The organism is Amycolatopsis sp. NPDC051061 (assembly GCF_040682935.1).
Classification (GTDB): domain Bacteria; phylum Actinomycetota; class Actinomycetes; order Mycobacteriales; family Pseudonocardiaceae; genus Amycolatopsis.
Map to the genome: position 1 here is coordinate 133,737 of NZ_JBFBBZ010000023.1, position 23,893 is coordinate 157,629.

23 protein-coding genes are annotated in these 23,893 nt (G+C 71.1%); 13 read left to right on the forward strand and 10 right to left on the reverse strand.

Translation table 11 applies throughout. The features are described 5' to 3' along the window. Positions 1-20: 20 nt before the first annotated feature. Positions 21-671 (reverse strand): response regulator transcription factor, encoded by a 651-nt coding sequence (locus AB0N03_RS28965; protein ID WP_364377915.1) that lies wholly within the window; start codon positions 669-671, stop codon positions 21-23. After that, complete coding sequence (locus AB0N03_RS28970) at positions 668-2,455, reverse strand: histidine kinase (protein ID WP_364377917.1); 1,788 nt, start codon at positions 2,453-2,455, stop codon at positions 668-670. Before AB0N03_RS28970 ends, AB0N03_RS28965 begins: the two co-directional genes overlap by 4 nt. A 173-nt stretch (positions 2,456-2,628) precedes the next feature. Here AB0N03_RS28970 and AB0N03_RS28975 point away from each other — a divergent pair, with 173 nt between their 5' ends. Continuing rightward, a complete protein-coding gene (locus tag AB0N03_RS28975) occupies positions 2,629-3,330 on the forward strand; it encodes an ABC transporter ATP-binding protein (protein ID WP_364377919.1) in 702 nt (233 codons plus the stop codon). After that, positions 3,327-5,576 (forward strand): ABC transporter permease, encoded by a 2,250-nt coding sequence (locus AB0N03_RS28980; RefSeq protein WP_364377921.1) that lies wholly within the window; start codon positions 3,327-3,329, stop codon positions 5,574-5,576. Before AB0N03_RS28975 ends, AB0N03_RS28980 begins: the two co-directional genes overlap by 4 nt. Before the next feature lie 91 nt (positions 5,577-5,667). Here AB0N03_RS28980 and trmB read toward each other — a convergent pair whose 3' ends face one another. From trmB to AB0N03_RS29010, 6 genes are all read right to left on the reverse strand, one after another. Next, complete coding sequence (gene trmB, locus AB0N03_RS28985; protein WP_364377923.1) at positions 5,668-6,375, reverse strand: tRNA (guanosine(46)-N7)-methyltransferase TrmB; 708 nt, start codon at positions 6,373-6,375, stop codon at positions 5,668-5,670. A gap of 62 nt (positions 6,376-6,437) precedes the next feature. Continuing rightward, positions 6,438-6,989, reverse strand: coding sequence for a hypothetical protein (locus tag AB0N03_RS28990; protein WP_364377986.1), 552 nt, complete (start codon positions 6,987-6,989; stop codon positions 6,438-6,440). 178 nt (positions 6,990-7,167) lie between these two features. Then, positions 7,168-7,923 carry a hypothetical protein gene (locus AB0N03_RS28995; protein ID WP_364377924.1) on the reverse strand — a complete coding sequence of 252 codons (756 nt, stop codon included), beginning with the start codon at positions 7,921-7,923 and terminating at the stop codon, positions 7,168-7,170. After that, positions 7,920-8,843 carry an ATP-binding cassette domain-containing protein gene (locus AB0N03_RS29000; RefSeq protein WP_364377926.1) on the reverse strand — a complete coding sequence of 308 codons (924 nt, stop codon included), beginning with the start codon at positions 8,841-8,843 and terminating at the stop codon, positions 7,920-7,922. Before AB0N03_RS29000 ends, AB0N03_RS28995 begins: the two co-directional genes overlap by 4 nt. Before the next feature lie 98 nt (positions 8,844-8,941). Then, complete coding sequence (locus AB0N03_RS29005; protein ID WP_364377929.1) at positions 8,942-9,691, reverse strand: ABC transporter permease; 750 nt, start codon at positions 9,689-9,691, stop codon at positions 8,942-8,944. Between the two features lie 16 nt (positions 9,692-9,707). Continuing rightward, complete coding sequence (locus AB0N03_RS29010; protein ID WP_364377931.1) at positions 9,708-10,646, reverse strand: ABC transporter ATP-binding protein; 939 nt, start codon at positions 10,644-10,646, stop codon at positions 9,708-9,710. A gap of 197 nt (positions 10,647-10,843) precedes the next feature. Here AB0N03_RS29010 and AB0N03_RS29015 point away from each other — a divergent pair, with 197 nt between their 5' ends. Continuing rightward, a complete protein-coding gene (locus AB0N03_RS29015; RefSeq protein WP_364377933.1) occupies positions 10,844-11,431 on the forward strand; it encodes a TetR family transcriptional regulator in 588 nt (195 codons plus the stop codon). After that, the gene (locus tag AB0N03_RS29020; protein WP_364377935.1) at positions 11,428-12,339 is read left to right on the forward strand and encodes an SDR family NAD(P)-dependent oxidoreductase; all 912 of its coding nucleotides are present in this window, start codon (positions 11,428-11,430) and stop codon (positions 12,337-12,339) included. The genes AB0N03_RS29015 and AB0N03_RS29020 overlap by 4 nt, the downstream gene beginning before the upstream one ends. On the opposite strand, the gene AB0N03_RS29025 is transcribed toward AB0N03_RS29020, so the two are convergent. Both AB0N03_RS29025 and AB0N03_RS29030 read right to left on the reverse strand, forming a co-directional pair. Further along, positions 12,336-12,992: a response regulator transcription factor gene (locus AB0N03_RS29025; RefSeq protein WP_364377937.1), complete on the reverse strand. Its 657-nt coding sequence runs from the start codon at positions 12,990-12,992 to the stop codon at positions 12,336-12,338. The genes AB0N03_RS29020 and AB0N03_RS29025 overlap by 4 nt on opposite strands. Further along, complete coding sequence (locus tag AB0N03_RS29030) at positions 12,989-14,143, reverse strand: sensor histidine kinase (protein ID WP_364377988.1); 1,155 nt, start codon at positions 14,141-14,143, stop codon at positions 12,989-12,991. Before AB0N03_RS29030 ends, AB0N03_RS29025 begins: the two co-directional genes overlap by 4 nt. Before the next feature lie 115 nt (positions 14,144-14,258). On the opposite strand from AB0N03_RS29030, the gene AB0N03_RS29035 reads away from it, so the two are divergent. The 9 genes from AB0N03_RS29035 (at position 14,259) to AB0N03_RS29075 (ending at position 23,880) form a co-directional block, all read left to right on the forward strand. After that, on the forward strand, positions 14,259-15,863 hold the full coding sequence (locus AB0N03_RS29035) for a dynamin family protein (RefSeq protein ID WP_364377939.1): 1,605 nt from the start codon (positions 14,259-14,261) through the stop codon (positions 15,861-15,863). Between the two features lie 58 nt (positions 15,864-15,921). After that, on the forward strand, positions 15,922-16,569 hold the full coding sequence (locus AB0N03_RS29040) for a hypothetical protein (RefSeq protein ID WP_364377941.1): 648 nt from the start codon (positions 15,922-15,924) through the stop codon (positions 16,567-16,569). A gap of 45 nt (positions 16,570-16,614) precedes the next feature. Further along, positions 16,615-17,094 carry a hypothetical protein gene (locus tag AB0N03_RS29045; RefSeq protein WP_364377943.1) on the forward strand — a complete coding sequence of 160 codons (480 nt, stop codon included), beginning with the start codon at positions 16,615-16,617 and terminating at the stop codon, positions 17,092-17,094. Then, complete coding sequence (locus tag AB0N03_RS29050) at positions 17,091-17,705, forward strand: TetR/AcrR family transcriptional regulator (protein ID WP_364377945.1); 615 nt, start codon at positions 17,091-17,093, stop codon at positions 17,703-17,705. The genes AB0N03_RS29045 and AB0N03_RS29050 overlap by 4 nt, the downstream gene beginning before the upstream one ends. Positions 17,706-17,753: 48 nt before the next feature. Next, positions 17,754-18,209, forward strand: coding sequence for a nucleotide exchange factor GrpE (gene grpE, locus AB0N03_RS29055; RefSeq protein ID WP_364377947.1), 456 nt, complete (start codon positions 17,754-17,756; stop codon positions 18,207-18,209). Further along, positions 18,206-20,044, forward strand: a complete 1,839-nt coding sequence (locus AB0N03_RS29060; protein ID WP_364377948.1) for a dynamin family protein — start codon at positions 18,206-18,208, stop codon at positions 20,042-20,044. The genes grpE and AB0N03_RS29060 overlap by 4 nt, the downstream gene beginning before the upstream one ends. A 104-nt stretch (positions 20,045-20,148) precedes the next feature. Continuing rightward, the gene (locus AB0N03_RS29065) at positions 20,149-20,859 is read left to right on the forward strand and encodes a hypothetical protein (protein ID WP_364377950.1); all 711 of its coding nucleotides are present in this window, start codon (positions 20,149-20,151) and stop codon (positions 20,857-20,859) included. Between the two features lie 295 nt (positions 20,860-21,154). Continuing rightward, positions 21,155-22,975, forward strand: coding sequence for a phosphoenolpyruvate carboxykinase (GTP) (locus AB0N03_RS29070; protein WP_364377952.1), 1,821 nt, complete (start codon positions 21,155-21,157; stop codon positions 22,973-22,975). Positions 22,976-23,037: 62 nt separating this feature from the next. Then, positions 23,038-23,880, forward strand: a complete 843-nt coding sequence (locus AB0N03_RS29075; protein ID WP_364377954.1) for a TIGR03621 family F420-dependent LLM class oxidoreductase — start codon at positions 23,038-23,040, stop codon at positions 23,878-23,880. Positions 23,881-23,893: the final 13 nt, after the last annotated feature.

Below are 23,893 nucleotides of genomic sequence, written 5' to 3' on the forward strand. Positions count from 1 at the left end.
TGGATACTACGCACCCTCGATTACGAGACGACTCCACTCCGCCACGCCCAAGCGGCGATTTCCACGCGGTTGCGCGCGCCGATCTTGCCCTGCACGGACGCCAGGTGCGTCTTCACCGTGGACAGCGACAGGAACAGCTCCGCGCCGATCTCGGTGTTCGTCAGCCCGCTCGCCGCCGCCTTGACGACGTCCATCTCCCGGGCGGTCAGCGGCTCCGAAGGGGGCGCCGCCTGCGACCGGGCCGAGCCGCCGTCGAAGTGCTTGAGCAGCCGGATGGTGATCTGCGGCGAGACCAGCGCGTCCCCGCGGTCGGCCGCGCGGACCGCCTCGATCAGCAGCGCCGGGCCCGCGTCCTTGAGCAGGAAGCCGTGGGCGCCGTTGCGCAACGCCGTGTGCACGTACTCGTCGAGGTCGAACGTGGTGACCACGACCACCTTCAGCGGGTCGTTCACGTCCGGGCCGGCCAGCTGCCGGGTGACCTCGAGCCCGTCGAGGCCGGGCATGCGGATGTCGAGCAGGCAGACGTCCGGGCGCAGCTCGCGGGCCTTCGAGACGGCCGAGACGCCGTCCGCGACGTCGGCGACGACCTCGATGTCGTCTTGGGCGTCCAGGATCATGCGGAAGCCCATCCGCACCATCTCCTGGTCGTCGGCGATCAGTACCCGGATCACTCGTCCCCTTCCCCGGCGGCCAGCGGCAGCCACGCTTCGACCCGCCAGCCACCGTCCGGGCCACGCCCGGCCGACAGCCGTCCTTTGAGCAGTGCGACGCGCTCGCGCATCCCGACCAGACCGTAGCCGCCCGACCCGCCGGCGGGCCGTCGCGCCGTCTCGTGCCCGTTGTCCGTCACCCGCAGGTGCAGTTCGGAGCCGCTCACTTCGGCCAGCACGAACGCGTCGGTCGCGTCGGAGGCGTGCTTGCCGACGTTCGTCAGCGACTCCTGGACCAGCCGCAGCGCCGAGCGGCCGACCTCGTGCGGCAGGTCCGGCGGCAGCTCGAGGTGCATCGACGTCGGCACGCCGTGGTTGGCGCCCTCGACCAGCTTCCGGAGGTCGGCGCCGAGATCCGTGGTGGCCTGCTCGCTGAACTCGCTCGACCCGGCCGGCGCGTCGCCGCGCATCGAGCGGACCAGCCGCCGCATCGCCGCGAGTGCCTCCACGCCGGCGTTTTCGATCCGGCCCATCGCCTCGACCGCGATCTGCGGGTCCTTCTCGGCCATCAGCCGCGCGGCCTGCGCCTGCACCACGATCCCGGTGACGTGGTGGGCGACGACGTCGTGCAGCTCGCGCGCCAGCGCCATCCGCTCGGCGGTCTGCGCGTCGGCCACCGCCGACTGGACGACCGTGGTGCGCTCGGAGTCCCGCGACCGCAGCATCAGGCCGACGGCGATCGAGATGCCGAGCAGCAGCGCCGCGGCGAAGGCCAGGATGGCGAGGGTCTGGGGGTCGCTCTGCAGGCCCCGGGGCTTGTCCGAGTTGAGGATCGCGCCGAGCGCGACGACGGCCGCGAGCAGGCCGATCCGCGGCCACGACTGGCTCAGCCCGCGGGCGCGGGTCAGGTTGACGATCACGCCCATCGCGGCGATGACCTGCACGAACGGCACGCCACCCGGCATCGGGTAGTCGTAGCGCAGGTGCAGGAACGGCGTGACGAGCGCCGAGACGAGCAGGATCCCGCCGATGCCGAGGAGCGCGTCCGCCGGCCGCCGCGGGGACAGCACCGCGATGACGGCCGCGACGAGCGAGCAGAACAGGATCGGGAACCCGCGGGCGTTGCTCGAGTACGTGTAGCCGAACTCGAAGATCAGCGCGAACCCGAGCAGTCCGATCAACGGCCACTGCCCCATGGCCAGCTCGTTCACCCGCTGCAGCCGCCGCGCCCGCGGATCGGCCTTCGGGCTGCGGTCGCGGGCCGCGATGGCGGGCACCAGCGGCCCGGCGAGCAGCAGCAGGCCGAACAGCAACCCCTGGGAAGCCGTGCCCCCGTCGATGTCGCTGACGCCCGCGTACCGGCCGAAGACAGCGACGAGCCCCCCGACGACCAGGACGCTGACCACGCAGAACGCCACGCCGGCCCGCGCCCGGCGGGTCACGTAGTAGACCATCTGCACCCCGGCCACGACCTCGGTGATGGTCACCTTCGGCAGCACGCTGGAGTAGGGCGGGACGTGGAACGCGTGGATGAAGAGGGTCGAGAACACCAGCACGGCGGCGCCGGTCACCCCGGCGACGGCCGCGCGCTTCTGGGCCCACACCGCGCACGCCGTCATCGCGAACATGCCGGGGAGCAGCCCGAAGTCGACGAACTTCGGGCCGTTGTCGTCGAGCGCCGCCTGGGTCGTGAAGACGACGTCGAAGAGCAGGGCGGCGAACAGGACGGCCGAGGGGACGCCGATGCGCCGCACCAGGGCGGCGGTACGTGCGTAGAGGTTGTTCGGCGGGGGCGCGGCGGTCACAACGTGACGTTAGAGGATCCGCCCCCGTTCGCACCTTGGCCGAGTGGCTCGCGCTCCCTCGGCCGATCGGCCGATGCGGCACCACGCGTGACTGGCCGTCTGCCCGAAGTGGACACCCCTCGATCTCCGCGAAGCTCATCGGCATCAAGATCCGAACCGACAGGGAGAACCTCGTGGACCCGAACACTCCACAGTGGACGAACGGACCGGTGTTGTCCGGCCGCGGGCTGGTGAAGCGCTACGGCGCGCAGTACGCCCTGGCCGGCATCGACATCGACATCCAGCCGGGCGACGCCGTCGCCATCGTCGGGCCGTCCGGCTCCGGCAAGACGTCGCTGCTGCACGTCCTGGCCGGGATCCTCCGGGCCGACGACGGGCAGATCTTCCTGGCCGGGCAGCGGATCGACCACCTCGGCGAGAAGAAGCGCAGCGAGCTGCGCCGCACCGAGTTCGGCTTCGTCTTCCAGTCGGGGATGCTGGTCGCGGAGCTGTCGGCCGAAGAGAACGTCGCGCTGCCGTCGCTGCTGGCCGGGCTCGGCCGCAAGGAAGCCATCGACGCCGGCCGCCAGTGGCTGTCGCGCCTCGGCCTGGCCGGCAAGGAGCGCCGCCGCCCGGGCGAGCTGTCCGGCGGCGAGGCCCAGCGCGTCGCGATCGCGCGGGCGCTGACCCACCGGCCGAAGGTGATCTTCGCCGACGAGCCGACCGGCGCGCTCGACACGCGCACCGGCCGCGACACGATGGACGCCCTGCTCGGCGCCGCCCACGAGACGGGTGCCGCGGTGCTCGTGGTGACCCACGACCGCGAGCTGGCCGAGTCGATGCCGAAGACCGTCGCGATCCGCGACGGCCTGATCGCGACGAGGCAGGCGGCGTGAACTCGCTCCAGATCGCCCTGCGGGTGCTGAAGGTCGACCGGCGGACCCGGACGTCGGCGATCCTCACCGCGATCGGGGTGGCCGTCGCGACCGGGCTGGTGCTGTTGCTGGCGACGCTGCCGTTCGCCACGCAGCACCGCGAGCAGCGCGCCCTCTGGCAGGGCGAACAGTTCTACAGCCGCGGCTCCGACACCCCGGCCAAGATGCTGTTCAACTCGTCGAAGGACTACTTCGACGGGCAGCAGATCATGCGCGTCGACGTCGCGCTGACCGGCGGCGCGACGCCCGGGTCCATCCCGCTGCCGGCGGGGGTGCCGCAGCTGCCGGGACCGGGTGAGACCGTCGTGTCGCCGGCGCTCGGCCGGCTGCTGCAGGGCCACCCGGCCGACCAGCTCGGCGACCGGTTCGGCAAGCCCGTCGGCGCGCTCGGCGAGGACGGCCTCCGGTTCCCGGAGCAGCTCGTCGCGCTCGTCGGGCACACGCCCGACGCGATGCCGGAGAACGCCTACTCGATCGCGGGCTTCCCTGGTGGGAAGGCGAGGCCGGACGCCCTGCTGATGCTGCTGTCCTGGGTCGGGATCATCGTGCTGCTGGTGCCGAGCCTGGTGCTGGTCGCGTCGTCGGCGCGGCTGACGGCGGCCCGGCGTGAGCGGCGGCTCGCCGCGATCCGGCTGGCGGGGGCGACGCCGGGGCAGGTCACGAACATGGTGGCCGCCGAGACGACGTTGTCCGCGGGCATCGGCGCGGTGCTCGGCCTGGTGCTGAGCCCGGCCCTGCGCGGTCTCGCGTCGTTCGTGCCGTGGGCCGGCGGTACCTGGCTCGCGTCCGACTTCGCGCTGCCGGTCGGCCTGACGGTGTTCATCGTCGTGGCCATCCCGGTGCTCGTGGTCCTGGCCGGGATCCTCGGCCTGCGCCGCGTGCTCAAGAACCCGCTGTTCGCGACCGGCGGCCACACGAAGAAACCCCTGCACTGGTGGCGGCTGCTGGCCCTGCCGGCGGCCGGGCTGTTCTTCCTCGTCGCGGTGACGACGGCGAAGGACTCCGGCGGCATCACGATGGTCATGGCGGGACTGTTCCTGCTGGTCGGCTCGGCCGCGATCGTCGGGCCGTGGGTGACGTCGGCGGTGGGCGGCACGTTCGTCCGGATCTGGCGCCGGCCGTCCTCGCTGCTCGCCGGGCGCCGCCTGCGTGACGACCCGAAGAGCGCCTACCGGGCGTCCGCCGGGATCGTGCTCGCGGTGTTCGCCGGGTCGATGGCGCTGACGCTGCTGCCGACGTTCGAGTCGATGGCCGGCGGCGGGCGATCTTTCCAGGACTCCGTGCTCTACGTCGACACCGACGCCCAGCACGCGGGCACCATCGTCGGCCAGGCCAACGCGTCCCTGCAGAAGTACGGCCAGCCGGAAAAGGCCGTCGCCGTCGGCGAGATCTACCTCGCCAAGGGCGACGGCGGGAACCGCACGGTCCAGCGGGGCCTGGTCATGGGCTGTGCGGACGCGGTCAAGCTGACGCGGTTCGGGATCACGCCGGAGATGTGTGCCGGCGGGCCGGCGATCTACAGCGACTCGGCGCTCGACCTGGCGCAGTACAAGCTCACCACCGAATACGACACGCCGGGCGTGGCCCCGCTGTCGGGCACGCGGGTGGAAGCCGTCCACTTCCCCGACTCCGACCTCTCGGGTTCGCTCATCATCGACCCGGCCGCGGTGCCGGAGGGCGTCACACCGAAGTACGTCACCGTGGTCGCGCCGACCACCGACGCGAACCGCGAGGTCGTCCGGACGGCGCTGGCCGGGCCGGCCGCCGGCGCGGAGGTCGGCAGCCGCGACCAGTACCTGTACAACCAGCAGACCGAGCTCGGCGACCTGCGCCGCGTCACGGTGATCGGGCTGGTCGCGGCGGGGATCCTGGCCGGGTGCAGTGCCGCGGTCGCGACCGCGGGCTCGGTGATGGACCGCCGCCGGACGTTCGGGGCGCTGATGGCCGCCGGCACGCCGGTGCGGGTGCTGGCGAGGGCGCTGCGGATGGAGGCCGCGCTGCCCGCGCTGGTCGCCACCATCGGCGCGGGAATCGTCGGGGTACTGGTCGGTGTTGGGCTCTACAGCATGGTCGACCCACGCGGGATCGTGCTGAGCCCGTGGCTCCTGGCGCCGGTGGTGCTCGGGGTCGGGGTGGCCCTGCTCGGCGCGTCGGTCTGCACACCCGCCCTCAAGCGGGTCCAGGCCGAGCCGCTGGCCGAGGAATAGGACGTTCGCCCCTCTGTCGGGGGAGGGGCGAGCACCGGGGGTAGTGAGCTGAAGGGGACCTTTCTCCGCGGGGATCCGGGGAGGGTCCCCTTCAGCGTTTCTCAAAGATCAAATCGTGGGAAATACGGCCTTCGATATCGGCGCGCTGCTCGAACTTCGTCACCGGCCGCCACTCGGGCCGCGGCGCCCAGCCACCCGGCTCGTCCGCGTAGCGGTTGCGCAGGGCCGGCTCGGCCGAGCAGACCTCGAGCATCTGCTCGGCGTAGTTCTCCCAGTCGGTCGCCAGGTGGAAGGTGCCGCCGGGCGCGAGCCGCGACGCCACGAGCGCGGCGAACGACGGCGACACGATCCGCCGCTTGTGGTGCTTCTTCTTCGGCCACGGGTCCGGGAAGAACAGCCGGACGCCGTGCAGCGTCCCCGGCTCGACGTGCTCGGTCAGCAGGATGACGGCGTCGCCGTGCAGCAGCCGCAGGTTCTCGACGCCCAGTTTTTCGGCGCGCAGCATCAGCTGCCCGAGACCCGGGTCGTAGACCTCGACCGCGACGTAGTTCAGCTCCGGCGCGGCGGCGGCCAGCTGCGACGTCGTCTCGCCCATGCCGGAGCCGATCTCGACCAGGACCGGCGCCTCACGGCCGAACCACGCGGTGAAGTCCAGTTTTCCGTCGGGCAGCTCACCGACGGTGCGGCCCACTTCCGGCCACAGTTCGTCCCACGCGCGTTGCTGCCCGACGGTCATCCGGCCGCCGCGCTTCACGTAACTGACGACGCTGCGCGGCCGGGGCTGGTCTTGATTTTCCACGGACGGAATGTAGCTGGGTGCGCAGCGCCTCCGTTGAGGGTGGTGGTGGGGGCATGGATGGATTAACGAACGGCTTCGAGCTCCCCGAGACGAGACCGCAGCCCCGCGAGCCCGGCGATCGCGATCGGGTCCGGCGTGCGCCCGTTGTGCGCCGGCAGGACGTCGATCCAGCCGGGGTGCCGGTCGGTGTTCATCACCGTCGTGGGAATCGCGTGTCCCGATTTCCCGCGTTCGGACGGTATGAACTCCCAGTAGCCGGATTCGCCGTCCGCCGCCCACGGGACGAATTCCCACCCCGGCCGCCGGCCGAGCAGCTGCGCGATGCGGTCCTCGACGCGGAAACCCTGTTCCCGCGAATCGAGGGTGCCGTCGGCCACCGCCCGCAGCCACCACGGCGCGGGGACCTGCCCCGCCATCCCGGCCGAGGCGCGGAACAGGGCCAGGACCCGGTCTTCGGGCGCGCGGTGCACCCACGCGCGGCGGAGTTCGGCCGGCGTCGTCGCCGCCAGGGCGGCCTGCGGGAGATCGATCGCCCGCGACCATTCGAGGTCCAGCATGGGTTCGAGCCGGGGCGCGTCGTCTTCGACGCGAGCCCGGGGAATCGTGCCACCCAATTCTTGCCCGGTGTCCACCGTCAAGATTCACCTCCAGAGGGGAGTTCAGACGGTTCCGGTGCGTTCTCTTACGAATATTGCCTGGTCATAGCATTATGTCCGGTGCCTGTGAGAGAAGCCACAGGCTCTTCATCTTCTCTTAACGCAGTTTTTTGCAGTAATGAGATGACGGTCACGCTCAGGCGTCGCGCCGTGCCGTGACGAGCACCCCGGCCACGAACAGTGCAACGCAGATCGCCGCGAAGTAACCGAGGTAGCCCCACGGGCCGAGCGGGGCCGGGGGCAGCTGCAGCGCACCCCCGCCGAACCCGCCGGCCCCGACGAACTGGTCGGCCGCGTGGAACGGCATCCACTGGTAGATGTGCTTGCCGGCGCCGGGGATGAAGACCACCACGCCTTCGAGCACCTGCGTCCACACGAGCACCGCGGTCAGGGCGAAGGCGACGCTGCGCAGCAGCAGGGCGACGCCGACGCCGGCCACCGCGGCGAGGAGGAACACCAGGCTCTGCCCGAGCACCGAGCGCCACTCCGCGCCCGAGTGCAGCGCGAGGTCGGCGTCCGGGTTCACCAGCGTCGCCAGGCCCCACGAGCCGAAGCCGACGAGCAGCCCGAGCCCGGCGCCGACCGCGCCGATGACCACGACCTTCGCCAGCAGCGCGGGCACCCGGCCCGGCACGGCCTGGAACGTCAGCCGCATCGTGCCCCAGTTGAACTCCGACGCCGTCGCGAGGATCGCGAGGACGACCAGCACGGTCCGGCCGTTGCCGCTCGCGAGCTGGGTGTTGCCGACCGTCGGCGGGATCTCCGGCCCGGCCAGCGCGAAGAACAGCGCGGTGAAGCCGAGCGGCGCGGCGAACGCGAGCGCCAGGCACCACCACGGCGCCCGGGTGCTGAAGAGCTTGATGCGCTCGGCGCGGAGCAGATTGGTGATCATCGGGTGGCCTCCGAGGGAGACGCGGCAGGCATCGCGAACTCGACGGCGTCGCGGGTGAGGTCGAGGTAGGCCTGCTCGAGCGAGCCGGTGATCGGGCTCAGCTCGTGCAGCGTCGCCCCGGCGTCGAAGGCGAGCTGCCCGATCCGGTCACTGTCCAGTCCGGACACCACGAAGGCGCCGCCGTCTTCGGTGAACTCCGCCTGCCCGGTCAGCGCGGCCCGCAGCTCGTCCGTGTGGGGCGTGCGCACGCGTACCCCGTGTTCACTCGTCTGCGCCACGAAGTCGTCCATCGTGCCCTGGTAGATCAGCCGGCCCCGGCCGATCACGACCAGGTCCTGCGCGGTCTGCGCCATCTCGGGCAGCAGGTGGCTGGAGACGAACACGGTCCGGCCCTCCGCGGCCAGCGTGTGCAGCAGCTGCCGGATCCAGGCCATGCCTTCGGGGTCGAGCCCGTTCACCGGCTCGTCGAACAGCAGCACCCGCGGGTCGCCGAGCAGCGTGCAGGCGATCCCGAGCCGTTGCAGCATGCCGAGCGAGTACTGCCCGGCGCGGCGGCCGGCGGCGCTCGTCAGCCCGACCAGTGCCAGCACCTCGTCGACGCGCTTGTCGGGGAGGCCGTTGGTCGCGGCCAGCCAGCGGAGGTGGTCGCGACCGCTGCGGCCGGGGTGGCGCCAGGTGGCGTCCAGCATCGCGCCGACCGTCCTGAGTGGATCTTCCAGCTGCCGGTACGGGACGCCGTCGACGAGCGCCGTGCCCGCGTCGGGCGAGTCGAGGCCGAGGATCAGCCGCATGGTCGTGGACTTGCCGGCGCCGTTCGGGCCGAGGAAGCCGGTGACGCGCCCCGACCGCGCGGTGAACGTCAGCTCGGTGACCGCGGTGGTGGCGCCGTACCGCTTGGTCAGTGCGTTCGCTTCGATCATGCGCTCCCCTGTCCCGTCCGGGGGAGCCTACCGAGAAACGGGAATCCGGGTCGCCCCCCGACAGCGCGACCCGGATTCCCGTTTTCCCCTTGTTCCCCCTAGGCGTCCCGCTTCTTCGCGACCCCGAGCGCGACGAGCAGGAACACGATGGCGATGCCGGCGAAGTACGCCAGCGCCCAGCCCGGGCTCAGCGGCGAGTCCGACGGCGCGGGGCCGTCGACGACCGCGGAGCCGCGCAGGAACTTGTTCGCCACGTTGAACGGCATCCACTCGTGGATGTGGGCGCCGATCTTCGGGATCAGCTGCACCAGCTCCTCTACGGCCAAGTAGTAGATGAGCAGCAGGGCGATGGCACCGGCGCTGTGCCGGATGAGGATCCCGAGTGCGACGGCGAGCACGGCGCTGATGGCGAACACCGGGCCGAGGCCGGCGACGTTCATCCAGTCCTGCGCGGTGTGCAGGCCGAGGTTGTCGTCCGGCCGCATGAGCATGCCGAGACCCAGCGCGCCGAATGCGGCGATCTCACCGATGACCAGGGCCACGAGCGCGACGACGACCGCCTTGGCGATCAGCGCCGGCGAGCGGTGCGGCACGGCCTGGAACGTGGTGCGGATGGTGTTGAACCGGTATTCGGTGGTCACCGCGAGCGCGGCGAGCACCATGACGACGGCGATGCCGAACTGGGAGCCGCCGAACTGGGTGGCGGGCAGCGTGAGCTGCGAGTCGGACGGTGTCGCGCCGGCGATGATGGCGGCGAAGCCGATGGTCAGGGCCAGGGTGATGAGCGCGCACCACCACGGCGATCGAGTGGAGAACAGCTTGATGCGTTCTACCGCGAGCAGGTTCATGATCTTGGTTTCCCCGTTACTTGGCGGACTCGAGCACGTGCTGCGCCTCGGCGTCGAGACCGGTGTGGTACTCGACGGAGTCGCCGGTGATCTGCATGAAGGCCTGCTCGAGCGAGCCGGTCTGCGGGCTCAGCTCGTGCAGCACGATCCGGTTCGACGCGGCGATCTCGCCGATCTTGTCGCTGTCCATCCCGGACACCACGAGCGCGTTCCCCTCCTCGGCGACCCCGGCGCTGGCGCGCTGCAGGACCTCACGCAGCTCGGCCAGCTGCGGCGAGCGCACCTTGACGGTGTTCTCCGCGGCGCGGGAGACGAAGTCTTCGGTGGAGGACTGCGAGATCAGCTGCCCGCGGCCGATCACCACGAGGTTGCTCGCGGTCAGCGCCATTTCCGAAAGCAGGTGGCTCGACACGAAGACGGTCCGGCCCTCTTCGGCCAGCCGGTGCATGAACTTCCGGATCCAGAGGATGCCCTCGGGGTCCAGGCCGTTCACCGGCTCGTCGAACAGCAGCACCTCGGGGTCGCCGAGCAGGGCGGCCGCGATGCCGAGCCGCTGCGACATGCCGAGCGAGAACCCGCCGGCGCGCTTGCCCGCGACGTTCGTGAGGCCGACGGTGCCGAGCACCTCGTCGACGCGGCTCACCGGGATGCGGTTGGACTTCGCCATCCACTGCAGGTGGGCGCGCGCCGAGCGGTTGGGGTGCACCCACTTCGCGTCGAGCAGCGCGCCGACGGTGCGCAGCGGTTCCTTGAGCTGGTGGTACTTCTTGCCCCCGATGGTGACCTGGCCGCCCGTGGGGTTGTCCAGGCCGAGGATCATGCGCATGGTGGTGGACTTGCCCGCCCCGTTCGGGCCGAGGAAGCCGGTGACCTGACCCGCGGCCACGGAGAACGACAGGTTGTTCACCGCCAGTGTCTTTCCGTACCGCTTGGTGAGGCCGGTTGCCTCGATCATGACTGCTCCTCTTCCGCCCCTCGCTTACGACGTGTTCATCGTCGCGGGTCGGAGCCGGTTCGCGCGTCACCCTGGAGACCGAACCGGGCCCCCTACCTGAGTAGTACCTTGCTGGCTCTTCGGCCGATGCGCGATGGGTGATGACCCTGAGGTGACCCTGATTCGCGGTAATTAATGAACTGTGGTTCAATAATGCCATGGCCCGGCCGAAGAGCATCACCGACGAGCGGCTGCTGGGTGCGGCGGAGACCGCGATCGGCCGCTGCGGCCCCGGTTTCACCCTCGCCCAAGTGGCCGAGGAGGCCGAGGTCTCGGTCGGCACGGTCGCACAGCGTTTCGGCTCGAAGAGCGGCCTGCTGCAGGCCGTCAGCCGGCGGAACACCCAGCGGGCCGTCGAGCAGATGCGCGAATGCGCCGAGCGGGCGGCCGACCCGGTCGACGGCCTGCGCGCCGCGGCGGTGTCGGTCTACGCGGTGCTGGGTGACGCCGAAGAGGCGGCGAACCACCTGGGCCAGCTCGGCGTGGACATCGGCGACCCGGTGCTGCGGTCGCTGCTGGGCGAGCACTTCACGGCGGTCGAGGAAGAGCTGCGGCGGCTGGTGCGGGCGGCGGCTTCCGCGTTGCCGCACGCACCGAGCGTGCCGCGGGCCGCACGGGCGGTGCTCGGAATCATCAACGGGGTGTCGATCGACTGGTCGATCCGGCCGCACGGGCGGCTGGCCGACCGGCTGGCGGAGGACGTCGACGCGGTGCTGTCCGCGTGGCGGGGACGGGAGGACGCATGAGCTTGGAAGGCAAGGTCGCGGTGGTCACGGGGGCGACCCGGGGCTGCGGACGGGCGATCGCGGTGGAGCTGGGCCGCGCGGGCGCGACGGTGTACGTCACCGGCCGTACCACGCGCGAAACGGCGTCGCCGCTGAAGCGCCCGGAAACGATCGAAGAGACGGGCGAACTGGTCGAGGCGGCCGGCGGTCGCGCGGTGGTCGTCCGCTGCGACTTCACGTCGGTGTCCGATGTGGACGCGTTGAAGGCGCGCATCGAGTCCGAAGTGGACGGAATCGACATCCTGGTCGACGACGTCTGGGGCGGCGACATGTTCTTCCACTTCGACGCGCCGTTCTGGGAGACGCCCCTGGAGGACGCGCTGAACCTGACGCACAACGCGCTGGACACCCACCTCATCGCGCTGCACAAGCTGCTGCCGCTGGTGGTGGCCCGCCGCGGGCTCGTGCTCGAGGTGACCGACGGCGACAACGACGATTACGTCGGCGCGGGTCTCCCCTACTACCTGGCGAAGTGCGGCATCCGCGCGCTCGGCCGGGCGCTGGGCGTGGAGCTGAAGAAGAACGACTGCGTGGGGCTCGCGGTCACGCCGGGTTTCCTGCGCTCGGAGTCGATGCTCGACGTCTTCGAGGTGACCGAGGACAACTGGCGTGACGCGGTCGGCAAGATCGCGCCGGTCGACTTCAAGATCTCCGAGACGCCGTACCTCCTCGCGCGCGGTGTCGCGGCGCTGGCGCAGGACAGCGACGTCGCGCGCTTCGCGGGCCAGACGCTGGCGTCCTGGACGCTGATGAAGGAGTACGGCTACACGGACATCGACGGCGACCGCCCGGACTTCGGCCGCTGGATCACCGAGGTCCGCAACGCGGGCAAGGACCCGGCGACCACCCCGCCGGACGCCTTCCGCTAAGCCAAGCCGGGGCGCGCGAGACCGGTTTCGTAGGCCAGCACCACCGCCTGCACCCGGTCCCGCAGCTCCAGCTTCGCCAGGATCCGCCCGACGTGCGTCTTCACCGTCGCCTCCGAGAGGAACAGCGACTCCGCGATCTCCAGGTTCGACATGCCCTTGGCGATCAGCACGAGCACCTCGCGCTCGCGGTCGGTGAGCACGTCGAGTTCCGCCGTGTCGCGCATCGGCGCGCCACCCGTGCCGACGAAGCGGTCGAGCAGCCGGCGGGTCACCGACGGCGAAACCACCGCGTCGCCCGAGGCGACCGCTCGCAGCGCCGACACGAGGTGGCCGGGCTGGGTGTCCTTGAGCAGGAAGCCGCTCGCGCCACCCTGCAACGCCGAGTAGACGTACTCGTCGAGGTCGAACGTCGTCATCACCAGCACGCGCGCGGTGCCGGCGGCGACGATCTGCTTCGTCGCCTCGACGCCGTCGAGCACCGGCATCCGGACGTCCATCAGCACGACGTCGGGGCGCAGCTCCTCGGCCATCCGGATGGCCTGCGCGCCGTCGCCGGCCTCGCCGACGACGTCGATGTCGGCCTGCGCGCCCAGCACCATCCGGAACCCGACGCGCATCAGTTCCTGGTCGTCGACGACCACGACACGGATCACTTGTCCAACCTAACCGGCAGGGCCGCGCGGACCTGCCACCCACCGTCCGGAGCCGGGCCCACGTCCAGGGTCCCGCCGTACACGTGCGCGCGTTCGCGCATGCCGATCAGGCCGTTCCCGCCCGGGAGCCGCTGGGAAGAAACGGTCGCGGCCAGCTGCGGGATTCGGCCCGCGCCGTCGTCGGACACCAGCACCTCCACCAGGTCGCCGGTGCGGTGCACCCGCACTGCCGCGGTCGCGCCGCGGCCGGCGTGCTTGAGCGTGTTCGTCAGCGACTCCTGGACGATCCGGTAGATCCCCAGCGAGACGCCCGCGGGCAGGTCGCCGAGGTCGTCGGTCTCCAGCTCCACCGGCACCCCGGCCGTGCGCATCCGGTCGGCCAGCTCGGCGAGGGCGTGCGCGTCCGGCTGGGGGACGCGGGGCTCGCCGTCGGCGTCGTCGCTGCGGAGCACGTCGAGCAGGCGCCGCAGCTCGCCGAGCGCGCCGCGGCCGGTCTCGGAAATCGTTTGCAGGGCCCGCTGAGCGAGCTCGGGGTTGCTCTCGATCGCGTACGACGCGCCGTCGGCCTGCACCACCATGACGCTCACCGCGTGCGCGACGACGTCGTGCAGCTCTCGCGCGATCCGCCCGCGTTCCTCGGCCACCGCGATCCGGGTGGCCTGGTCCCGTTCGGTTTCGAGCAGGTGCAACCGGGCCTCCACTTCCACGTCGTAGGCGCGCCGGGCGCCGACGAACTCGCCGAGCGTCCAGCACAGGGCGATGCCGAACGCGAGGAACAGCACCGAGATGACGAGCTCGTCGGCCGGGCCCAGCGCCAGCTGCACGGCCGACGACACGACGACCGCGCCGACGAAGATCAACCCCTGCCGGCGCCCGGCGTAGACGACGACCGAGTAGATGCTCATCGCCAGCCCGGCGACGCTGCCGATGCCGAGCGTCAGCGTCGCGTGCACGATGCTGACGACCAGCACGACGTAGGCCGACCACAGCGGTGACTTCCGCCGGAACACCAGCGGCGCCACCATGGCGATGTTCACCGGCACGGCGATGTACCAGGGCGGCAGCTCCGGCAGCTCGGCGAAGCCGTCGGCGACGAACAGCAGCATGTCGACCAGGCCGAGCAGGACGGCGAGCACCGTGTCGCCCGCCATGGGGTGGGCACGCATCCAGAGACTCAGCCGTCGCACCAGACAACACTAGGTCGCGGGGCGGCGAACGCGCGTCGGTCGTCGGTACCACCTTCGGTGCGACCTCCGGATGACGTGCATGGCACGATTCAGGGGGTTGTCGCCTACGACGGGAGGGCTGGGGGCCGTGACGTCACCGGAGCAGGGCCGGCTCGCGGGTCCGCTGTCGATGTCGGTGGCCAACCTGTGTCACCGCCTGCAGTCGCAGGTCTCCGCGCGCACCGCGGCCGGCTTCGCGGAGGTGCTGCGCCGGCTCGGCGCGCCGCTGCAGGTGGCCGTCGCCGGGCGGATCAAGTCGGGCAAGTCCACGCTGGTCAACGCGCTGATCGGGCGCCGGGTCGCGCCGACCGACATCGGCGAGTGCACGCGGCTGGTGACCCGCTTCCAGTACGGCACGGTCGACCGCGTCGAGATCGTCTTCACCGACGGCCGCAAGCAGGTGCTCCCCTTCGCCGCCGACGGGATGATCCCGGCGGAGCTGGGCGTCGACATCACCACGGTGTCGCACATCGAGGCGTACCTGACCAACGCCGTCCTCCAGGGCATGACGGTGATCGACACCCCCGGCCTCGGTTCGCTCGACGCCGCTTCGGTGTCTCGCACCGAGCAGCTCCTGGGCGCCGCGAAGCACCGCAAAGACGAAGACGACGAAGGCTCCGACGAACTCGACGACACCTCGCGCAACGCCGTCGCCGGTGCCGAAGCCGTGCTCTACGTCGTCACCCAGGGCGTTCGCGCCGACGACCAGCAGGCCCTCGCCGCCTTCACCGCGGCCACCGCGAGCCGCGAGGCCGGCCCGGTCAACGCCATCGCCGTGCTCAACAAGGCCGACACCATCGCGCCGGAGTCGGTCGAAGGCGCCGACGGCGACATCTGGAAGGCCGCGACGATCCTGTCGGAGAAGCAGGCGTCGACGTTGAAGCCGCGCGTCGCCGACGTGCTGCCGGTGATCGGGCTGATCGCCGAGTCCGCCGAGTCCGGCGGCTTCACCTCCGCCGACGCCGAGGCGCTGCGGCAGCTCGCCGACCTCGACGACGACGTCCTGCAGACCATGCTGATCTCGGCCGACATCTTCACCAGCTGGGAGTGCGACGTCCCGTCGGGCACCCGGCTGCGGCTGCTGGAGAAGCTCGACCTGTTCGGCATCTCGCACGCCGTCGAGGCCATCCGCAAGGAACCGGAGCTCACGGCGGGCGCGCTGCGGCGCTCGCTGCTCGACGCGTCCGGGCTGGAAGCGGTGCGGCAGCGGCTGTCGATCGTGTTCGCCGCTCGCGCCGACGGCATCAAGGCGGCCGCGGCGCTGGCGTCGGTCACCGCGCTCGCGCACGCCTCGGGCGACCCGGGCGAACGCCAGCGCGTCCACGACGCCATCGAGGTGCTGCTCGCCAAGCCCGAGGCCCACCAGCTGCGGCTGCTCGAAGCGCTGACGCTGGTCGCCTCCGGCGCGGTCGACATGCCGGAGGACCTGTCGGAGGAGGTGCTGCGGGTGGGCAGCAACGCCGACATCGGCGCGCAGCTGGGCAAACCCGGCGCACCACGGCCGGAGCTGGCCGCGCACGCCCTCGAACGCGCGGGCTGGTGGCGGTCCTTCGCGTCCTTCGGTGCGACGCCGGCGCAGAGCCGCGTAGCGCACGTCGTGCACCGTGCCTACTTCTTGATGTGGCAACTGCTCCGGGAAGCGTGAGTTTGTTTCTGCTTGCCGACTTCCGCTGGTAGACGCCCTTTCCGCGTACTGTTGAGGCGTGCGCCTAGAAAACACGACATCCTGGCGAGCCGGCTGGAGCAGCGAGAACGAGATCGACGTCGCGCTGTACATCCGTGACGCCCTGGCCCTGTCCGTTTCCGAAGGACAGGTGCTGCCGCCCGTGGAGCCGCAGGTCCCGGTGCACGTCCCGGCCGGGGTCGACCGCGCGGCCGTCCAGGCGCAGTGGGCCGACTGGTGGACCGACCTCCTGGCCTTCCTCCGCAACCGTGAGGACCCGGACCCGCGCAGCCCGCGCTCCCGCTACGGCAGGCCCGCGCTCGCGCAGGGGTCGGCGATGCGGCAGGCGCTCGAGACTTTCGGTCCGGTCGCGGCCCGTCACTTCGCCAACGCGCGCGGCCCCGCCCTGCGCGGCGCGGGTGAGCCGTCGGGCGGCACGCCGTGGGCACCCGGCTTCTACCGCCGCCAGATCGTGGCCGGCGAGCGGCTCGGCCAGCTGGTGCGCGAGGCCGAGGTGCGGCTGGGGCGGCGGGCGTACCCGTTCCGGCTGAACGTCATCGAGATCTCCGTCGCCGGGTCGATCTGGCTGCGCACGGCCGAGGACCAGCTGCTCGTCTCGTCCCGGCTCGCCGAGGACGGCCCCGGCCTCGAAGCCGTGCTCCGCAAGGTGATCGACCAGCTGGTCTGAGCCCCGGCTTTCATAAACCGAGCACGCGGTCTAATAATAGGCGGCATGGAGACGACCGTCGACGAGCCGTCGTGGCTGCGCACCGCGTCCTGGATCGGCTGCCCGCTGGCCGGCGGCGCCCTCGGCGTGGGCGTCTGGGCGATTGCCGCGTGGGTCAGCGGACTCGACGCCTTCCCGTTCCAGGGCGTGTTCAAGGTCCTCACGAAGCTGCCGCAGCCGTGGGCGACGCTCGCCGCGGTCGCCGGCGGGCTCGTCCTCGGGCTGGTGTTCGCCGTGGTCTGGGCGGTCGAGCGCCTGGTCGTCACGGTGTCGCCGACCCGGGTCGCGCTCGTCCGCGGCGACAAGACCCGCCGCATCGAGGCCGACCTCGAAGCCGTCTACCTCGACGGCAAGGAGCTCGTCCTGCGCACGACCGACGGCCGGGAGATCGCTCGCGAGAAGACCGACCTGCGCAACCACGAGCTGGCGCCCGCCTTCGCCGAGCACGGCTACCCGTGGCGCGACGAGCCGCCGGTCGAGCGATGAGGACGGTCGACCCGGCCAAGCACGCGGCCAAGCGTGCCTCGATCGTCGACGCCGCCGCCGGCTGCTTCGCCGAGAAGGGCTTCGAGCGGACGACGACGGCGGACATCTGCCGGGCCGCCGGCATCAGCTCCGGCAGCCTCTTCCACTACTTCCCGAACAAGCGCGCGATGTTCACGGCGATCTTCACCGACGAGGCCGTCGAGACGGCCGAACGCCTCGAAACCGCGGCGACGGCGGAGGATCCGTGGGCCGCGCTGCTCGACGTCGTCACCGAGCTGGCCGGCCAGCTCGCGCACCCCGCCGTCGCCCGGCTGGTCCTGGAGGCCGCGGCGCAGGCCGCCCGCGACGACGAGTTCGCCGGGCTGATCCAGCGCAACGACGGCGCCCTGCGCGACGGCTTGGCCGTGCTGGTCGAGCGGGCCGCCGACGCCGGGCTGATCGACCCCGGCGTCGCCCCGCGCGCGGCCGCCGGCTGGGTCGCCGGGCTGATCGACGCGATGATCTCGCGGGCCGGCCTCGACCCGGACCTCGATCTCCCGGCGGAGCAAGCGATCCTCCGGACGATCCTGGTCCGGTTCCTTCGTCCCGTTTCGCCCCCGGCCGGCGCCTGAGTCGGCCAAACTGGTGGAATCTGGCGCAACGAGGACGGGGTGGTGCTCATGGCGTGGTTCCGCAAGGACGGATCCGTCGATCCGGACGACACCCCCACCGGCCAGATCGCGGCGGTGAGCATCGGCGGCGCCGAAAAGGGAACCGGCGCCGCCGAAGGTGCGTCGGACACCGATGTGCACCCCTTGCAGCAGGTCACCGATCTGGAGCGCGCGCTCGCGGATCGTCACGCGCTGATCCAGATGTGCCTCTACGCGCTGGATCGCGCGCGCAGCGGCGGCGTCGTCCAACGGCTCGAAGAAGGGCTCGCCGCCATCGGCGTCCAAGCGCTGCGGCCGGACGGTCAGCGGTTCGACCCGGCCCGCCACGAGGCCGGCGGCGCGATCCCCACCGAAGACCCGGCGCTCGACGGTTTCGTCGCCGAAACCGAGGTCACCGGGTTCGCCGACCACGACCGGCTGCTGCGGCCCCCGATCGTCACCGTCTACGCGAAGAAGACCCCGTGAGCGCACCCACCGCGCCGAGCCTGCCCGCGCAGGTCGCGGCGGCGCGAGAGCAGCTGCTGACCGTCGTCCGCGACGCCGACCCGGACGCCGCCAAATGGGTCGACGCGGTCCGGCGGGCCCGCCCGAAGAAGCCGGCCGTCGTGGTGGTCGGCGAGACGAACCGCGGGAAGAGCTCCCTGGTCAACGCGCTGCTCGCGACGCCGGGACTGTCCCCTGTGGACGCCGACGTCGCCACCGCGACCTACCTGGTGTTCGACCACGCCGACGCGTGGGGCGCGCAGGCCTGCTACCCCGGCCAGCTCGCGCCGGTGCCGATCGAGCTCGGCCAGCTGATCAACTGGGTCTCCGCCGCGCACGAGCTGCCGGCCGGCCAGATCCCGCCGCGGTACGTCGAGGTCACCGGGCCGGTGCCGCTGCTCGAACGGCTTTCGCTGGTCGACACCCCGGGCGTCGGCGGGCTCGACTCGATGCACGGCGAGCTCGCCAAGGAAGCCGCCGCGGGCGCGACCGCGCTGCTGTTCGTCGTGGACGCGTCGGCGCCGTTCACCTCCACCGAGCTGCAGTTCCTGCGCGACGTCGGCGAGCGCGTCGAGACCGTGGTGTTCGCGCTGACCAAGGTGGACATGTTCCGCGGCTGGCGCGAAGTCATGGAGGCCGACCGGCAGCTGCTGCGCGACTACGCGCCGCGCTTCGCCGACTCGGTGTTCCACCCGGTGTCGGCGCGGATGTTCGAGACGGCGGCGAAGGCGCCCAACGAGCAGATGGCCGCGATGCTGCGGGAGAAGTCCGGCGTCGCCGCGGTGCAGACGGCGCTGCAGGAACTCCTCGTCGGCCGGTCGGCCATGCTCGGCGAGGCGAACACGCTGCGCGCGCTCTCCAGCGCGCTGGGCGAACTGAAGGCGAAGCTGCAGGCCGAGAGCCGGGCGCTGTCCGCGGGCGAGGCCGAGGCCGAGCAGCTGCGCGATCGCCGTGACCGGCTGCAGGCCGAACGCCGGACCTCGACCCGCGGCTGGCAGCTGAAGCTGCGTGGCGAGGTACAGCGCACGCGCGTCGAGGTCCTGCACGAAAGCAGCAGGCAGATGCGCGACGCGCAGACCCACTTCCGCCAGCTGATCGACGCGGCGAAGCGCGACGAGCTGGCCGCGCTGCCGCAGCAGGTCGACATCGCGCTGCAGACGACGTCGCAGCGGATCTCGATGCTGCTCTCCCAGCGCCTGAACCAGGTCACCAACGTCTCGCTGTCGGAGCTGTTCTCCGCCGAGGAGCTCGACGTCATCCGCGCGCAGTTCGCCCGGGCCGGCGGCCCGCCGGTCGTGCTGCGCCCGCCGGACAAGAAACCGCCGACGGCCGAGGACAAGCTGCTCGTGTTCATGGGCATCTCGGGCGGCGTCGGCGCCGGCAAGGTGGCCGCGCTGCCGCTGGCCGGCGTCGCGATCCTCAACCCCGTCGTGCTGCCCGCGACGATCATCATCGGCCTCGGCGCCGGCTGGTGGATGGCCCGCACGCGCAAGCACGCCGCCGACAAGCAGCACATGAAGCAGTGGCTGGTCGAGGCCATCGCGGACGCCCGCTCGACGCTCGACCAGCTCGTCGCCGAGCAGCTCATCGAGGCCGAGCAGCAGCTGTCGATGGCGCTGGACGAAGCGCTGGGCCGACGCATCGACGCGATCGAGGCCGACCTGAAGGAAGTCGACAAGACGATCAAAATGGGCGCCCAGGAGCGCGCCAAGAAGATCGCGATCGTGTCGAAGCGGCTCAAAGAGGTCAGCGACGGCCGTGAGCGGGCCGAAACCTTCCTGACGCGGATCCGGGCACTGCGGGACAAGACGGCCTGATCGCCCGTCCGGTTGTGGAGCGGAACCGAACGGGCCTACGGTGAGTCATACCCTCCGACAGCAGGTCAGAGACGGCATTACCCGGTTCAAAGGGGGAAGTTCCCATGTGGGTCGACGAGAGCGGTGGCAGCGACACCGATGCCGGCGGCGCCGAGGCGATGACCGTCCACGTCGACGGCCAGGAGTACCAGGCCGAGGTCAACTACGACGTGAACGAGGACGGCGTCAACGACACCGCGATCGTCGAGCACGACGACGGCACCGCCCAGGCCTTCATCGACACGAACCACGATGGTGAAGCAGACCAGTACGCGGTGCTGGACGACACCGGGCACGTCGTCGAGCAGGCCGTCTACGACGAGGCCAGCGGCGAATGGGTGCAGAGCGGCGACGGCGGCCACGACGACTCGGGCACGGGCGGTCACGACGACAGCTCCGGCGGCCACATCCACGCGGACATGCCGGACGGCGAGGTCGACGCCGGCGCCGCCACGATCGACACCGACCACGACGGGCACAACGACACCGCCATCGTCGAGACGAAGAGCGGCGGCACGATCGCGTTCACCGACAAGGACAGCGACGGCGAAGCGGACATCGCGGTGCAGACCGACGCGGACGGCACGACCACGACGTTCGAGCACAGCGGCCCCGGCCAGTGGACCGAGGTCTCGAGTGGACTGCTGGACCCCGGTGGCGAGCAGCAGCTCGGCGACCCGGCCGACGACGCCGCCTGGGGCGCCGCCGGCACGCAGACGCTGGAGGGCGTCGCGCGCATCGACTCCGGCACCGGCCAGTGGATCTCGCCCAACTGATAGTTACGCAGGTCACAGTTTGAAAGCCCGAGGCTCCCGGCCTCGGGCTTTCTTCATGTCTTCAACAAAAGAGAATTCGCCATCTGAATCGATTCCCTTATCGGTCCTGTGAGAGAACGTACACGTCAGCTCTCGGTTACCTGCTGGTCATGCGGTTACTCTCGAAGAATCCCAAAACCCGCACACCGGTCGTCAGCCGGTGTGCGAAGCCATTCGGCCGCAGGCAATGAAGCCCGCACCGGAACAGCGTCGTTCCCGGTGCGGGCTCATTTGTCGTCGGAAGTCAGGAGTAGAGATGACCGCAGTCGCCATCCCCGGACTGGACACCGCGCCGACGACGCACACCGGCGTGCTGTCCTTCGTCCGGGAGGTCGCCGAGCTGACCGACCCGGACCGCGTGGTGTGGGTCGACGGGTCAGACGAAGAAGCCGCCCGGATCAACCAGGAGCTGGTCGAGGCCGGAACGTTCGTGCAGCTCAAGTCCAAGCCCAACTCCTTCTGGGCCACTTCCGACCCGAACGACGTCGCCCGCGTCGAAGACCGCACCTTCATCTGCTCGGAGCGTCCCGAGGACGCCGGTCCCACCAACAACTGGATGGACCCGGCCGAGATGAAGGCCACCATGACCGAGCTCTTCCGGGGCTCGATGCGCGGCCGCACGATGTACGTCATCCCCTTCTGCATGGGTCCCCTCGCCGACGAGAATCCCAAGCTGGGTATCGAAATCACCGATTTCGCCTACGTTGTCGCTTCGATGCGCGTGATGACCCGCGCGGGCAAGGCGGCCCTCGACAAGTTCGTCGCGCGGGATGGCAGCGAGCGTGAATTCGTGCCCGCCCTCCACTCCGTGGGTGCGCCGCTCGAGCCGGGCCAGACGGACGTTTCCTGGCCCTGCAACACGACGAAGTACATTTCGCACTTCCCCGAGGAGCGCGCGATCTGGAGCTACGGCTCGGGTTACGGCGGCAACTCCCTGCTGGGCAAGAAGTGCTACTCGTTGCGCATCGCTTCGGTGATGGCCCGCGACGAGGGCTGGCTCGCCGAGCACATGCTGATCCTCAAGCTGATCTCGCCCGAGGACAAGGTCCACTACGTCGCGGCCGCGTTCCCGAGCGCCTGCGGCAAGACCAACCTCGCCATGCTGCAGCCGACCATCCCGGGCTGGCGCGCCGAGACCCTGGGCGACGACATCGCCTGGATGCGCTTCGGCGAGGACGGCCGCCTGTACGCGGTCAACCCCGAGTTCGGCTTCTTCGGCGTCGCGCCGGGCACCGACTGGCACACCAACCCGAACGCGATGCGCACGATCGAGAGGGGCAACACGGTCTTCACGAACGTCGCCCTGACCGACGACGGCGACATCTGGTGGGAGGGCATGGAGAACCAGCCCGCCCACGCGACGTCGTGGAAGGGGCAGGACTGGACGCCGGACTCCGACGAGAAGGCCGCCCACCCGAACTCGCGCTACTGCACGCCGATGTCGCAGTGCCCGATCCTCGCGCCGGAGTGGGACGACCCGAAGGGCGTGCCGATCTCGGCGATCCTGTTCGGTGGCCGCCGCAAGACGACGGTGCCGCTGGTGAACGAGGCCCGCGACTGGCAGCACGGCGTGTTCATGGGTGCCACGATGTCGTCGGAGACGACGGCCGCGGCCGCGGGTGCCGTGGGCAACGTGCGCCGCGACCCGATGGCGATGCTGCCGTTCCTCGGCTACCACGCCGGTGACTACTTCAAGCACTGGCTGAACCTGGGCAAGAACGCGGACGCGAACAAGCTGCCGAAGATCTTCTACGTCAACTGGTTCCGCCGCGGCGACGATGGCCGGTTCCTGTGGCCGGGCTTCGGCGAGAACTCGCGCATCCTCAAGTGGGTCATCGAGCGCGTCGAGGGCAAGGGCAACGCGGTCGAGACGCCGGTCGGCTTCGTGCCGCGGGCCGAGGACCTCGACACCGAGGGCCTCACCGAGCCGATCGAGGACATCCAGGCCGCCCTGGACGTCAAGCCCGAGGAGTGGCGCGAGGAGCTGCCGCTCATCGAGGAGTGGTTCCAGAAGATCGGCGAGGTCCCGACCTCCCTGCGTGACGAGCTCGACGCGCTGGCCCAGCGCCTCGCCTGAGTCTCTCCTGAGCAGAAGGGGACGTCCCGAGGACGTCCCCTTCTGCCTGTACTTTCGGGTCCATGAGACCGTTCCGCTTCGGGGTGGCACTGGTGGCGCCCGGCTCACGGGCCGAGTGGGTGGCGAAGTGCCGTCAGGCCGAGGACCTCGGCTACGACGTCGTCGGCGTGGTCGACCACCTCGGGCGGGTCGCGCCGGTGCCCGCGCTGCTGCTCGCCGCCGAGGCCACCGAGCGGGTCCGGCTGAACACCTTCGTGCTCAACGCGAGCTTCCACAACCCGGTGCTGCTGGCCCGCGACCTCAGCGGGCTCGACGAGTTCACCGACGGCCGGCTCGAGGTCGGGATCGGCGCCGGGTACGTCCGCGCGGAGTTCGAGGCCGCCGGGATCGAGTGGGGCACGCCGGGGCAGCGGTTCGCGCGGGTCGTCCGCGCGGTCACCGAACTCGAGCGCGCGTACGAGTCCCGGCCCCGGCCGCCGCTGCTGCTCGGCGGCCGCGGCGACCGCATGCTGACCTTCGCGGCCGAGCACGCCGACACCATCGCCTTCACCGGCACCGCGCCCGGCGCGGCCGAAGGGCGGCTGGCCCTGGCCGGCCCCGCCGCACTCGCCGAACGCGTCGGCTTCGTGAAACGGGCGCTCGGCGTCCGCGACGCCGAGCTCAACCTGCTGATCCACTTCATCCGGATCACCGATGACCGGCGGGCGGCGCTCGACGCGGCCCACCGGCTCGTGCCGCACCTCGGCGTCGACGAGCTGGGCGCGTTGCCCACCGTCGTCATCGGCTCGGCGGAAGCGGCGGCCGAGCAGCTGCGGCAAACGCGGGAAACCCTCGGCGTCAGCTACTTCACGGTGATCGAAGAGGATCTGACCAGGCTCGCCCCGGTGATCGAAAAGCTCCGGTGAGTACGTTGTTCGT

What these genes read in the sequence shown, in the direction of transcription:
- AB0N03_RS28995 (WP_364377924.1), bottom strand. Translation starts at nt 7,923, where the DNA reads ATGATCACCAATCTGCTCCGCGCCGAGCGCATCAAGCTCTTCAGCACC.
- AB0N03_RS29000 (WP_364377926.1), bottom strand. Translation starts at nt 8,843, where the DNA reads ATGATCGAAGCGAACGCACTGACCAAGCGGTACGGCGCCACCACCGCG.
- AB0N03_RS29005 (WP_364377929.1), bottom strand. Translation starts at nt 9,691, where the DNA reads ATGAACCTGCTCGCGGTAGAACGCATCAAGCTGTTCTCCACTCGATCG.
- AB0N03_RS29010 (WP_364377931.1), bottom strand. Translation starts at nt 10,646, where the DNA reads ATGATCGAGGCAACCGGCCTCACCAAGCGGTACGGAAAGACACTGGCG.
- AB0N03_RS29015 (WP_364377933.1), top strand. Translation starts at nt 10,844, where the DNA reads ATGGCCCGGCCGAAGAGCATCACCGACGAGCGGCTGCTGGGTGCGGCG.
- AB0N03_RS29020 (WP_364377935.1), top strand. Translation starts at nt 11,428, where the DNA reads ATGAGCTTGGAAGGCAAGGTCGCGGTGGTCACGGGGGCGACCCGGGGC.
- AB0N03_RS29030 (WP_364377988.1), bottom strand. Translation starts at nt 14,143, where the DNA reads ATGGCGGGCGACACGGTGCTCGCCGTCCTGCTCGGCCTGGTCGACATG.
- AB0N03_RS29035 (WP_364377939.1), top strand. Translation starts at nt 14,259, where the DNA reads ATGGCACGATTCAGGGGGTTGTCGCCTACGACGGGAGGGCTGGGGGCC.
- AB0N03_RS29045 (WP_364377943.1), top strand. Translation starts at nt 16,615, where the DNA reads ATGGAGACGACCGTCGACGAGCCGTCGTGGCTGCGCACCGCGTCCTGG.
- AB0N03_RS29050 (WP_364377945.1), top strand. Translation starts at nt 17,091, where the DNA reads ATGAGGACGGTCGACCCGGCCAAGCACGCGGCCAAGCGTGCCTCGATC.
- grpE (WP_364377947.1), top strand. Translation starts at nt 17,754, where the DNA reads ATGGCGTGGTTCCGCAAGGACGGATCCGTCGATCCGGACGACACCCCC.
- AB0N03_RS29065 (WP_364377950.1), top strand. Translation starts at nt 20,149, where the DNA reads ATGTGGGTCGACGAGAGCGGTGGCAGCGACACCGATGCCGGCGGCGCC.
- AB0N03_RS29070 (WP_364377952.1), top strand. Translation starts at nt 21,155, where the DNA reads ATGACCGCAGTCGCCATCCCCGGACTGGACACCGCGCCGACGACGCAC.
- AB0N03_RS29075 (WP_364377954.1), top strand. Translation starts at nt 23,038, where the DNA reads ATGAGACCGTTCCGCTTCGGGGTGGCACTGGTGGCGCCCGGCTCACGG.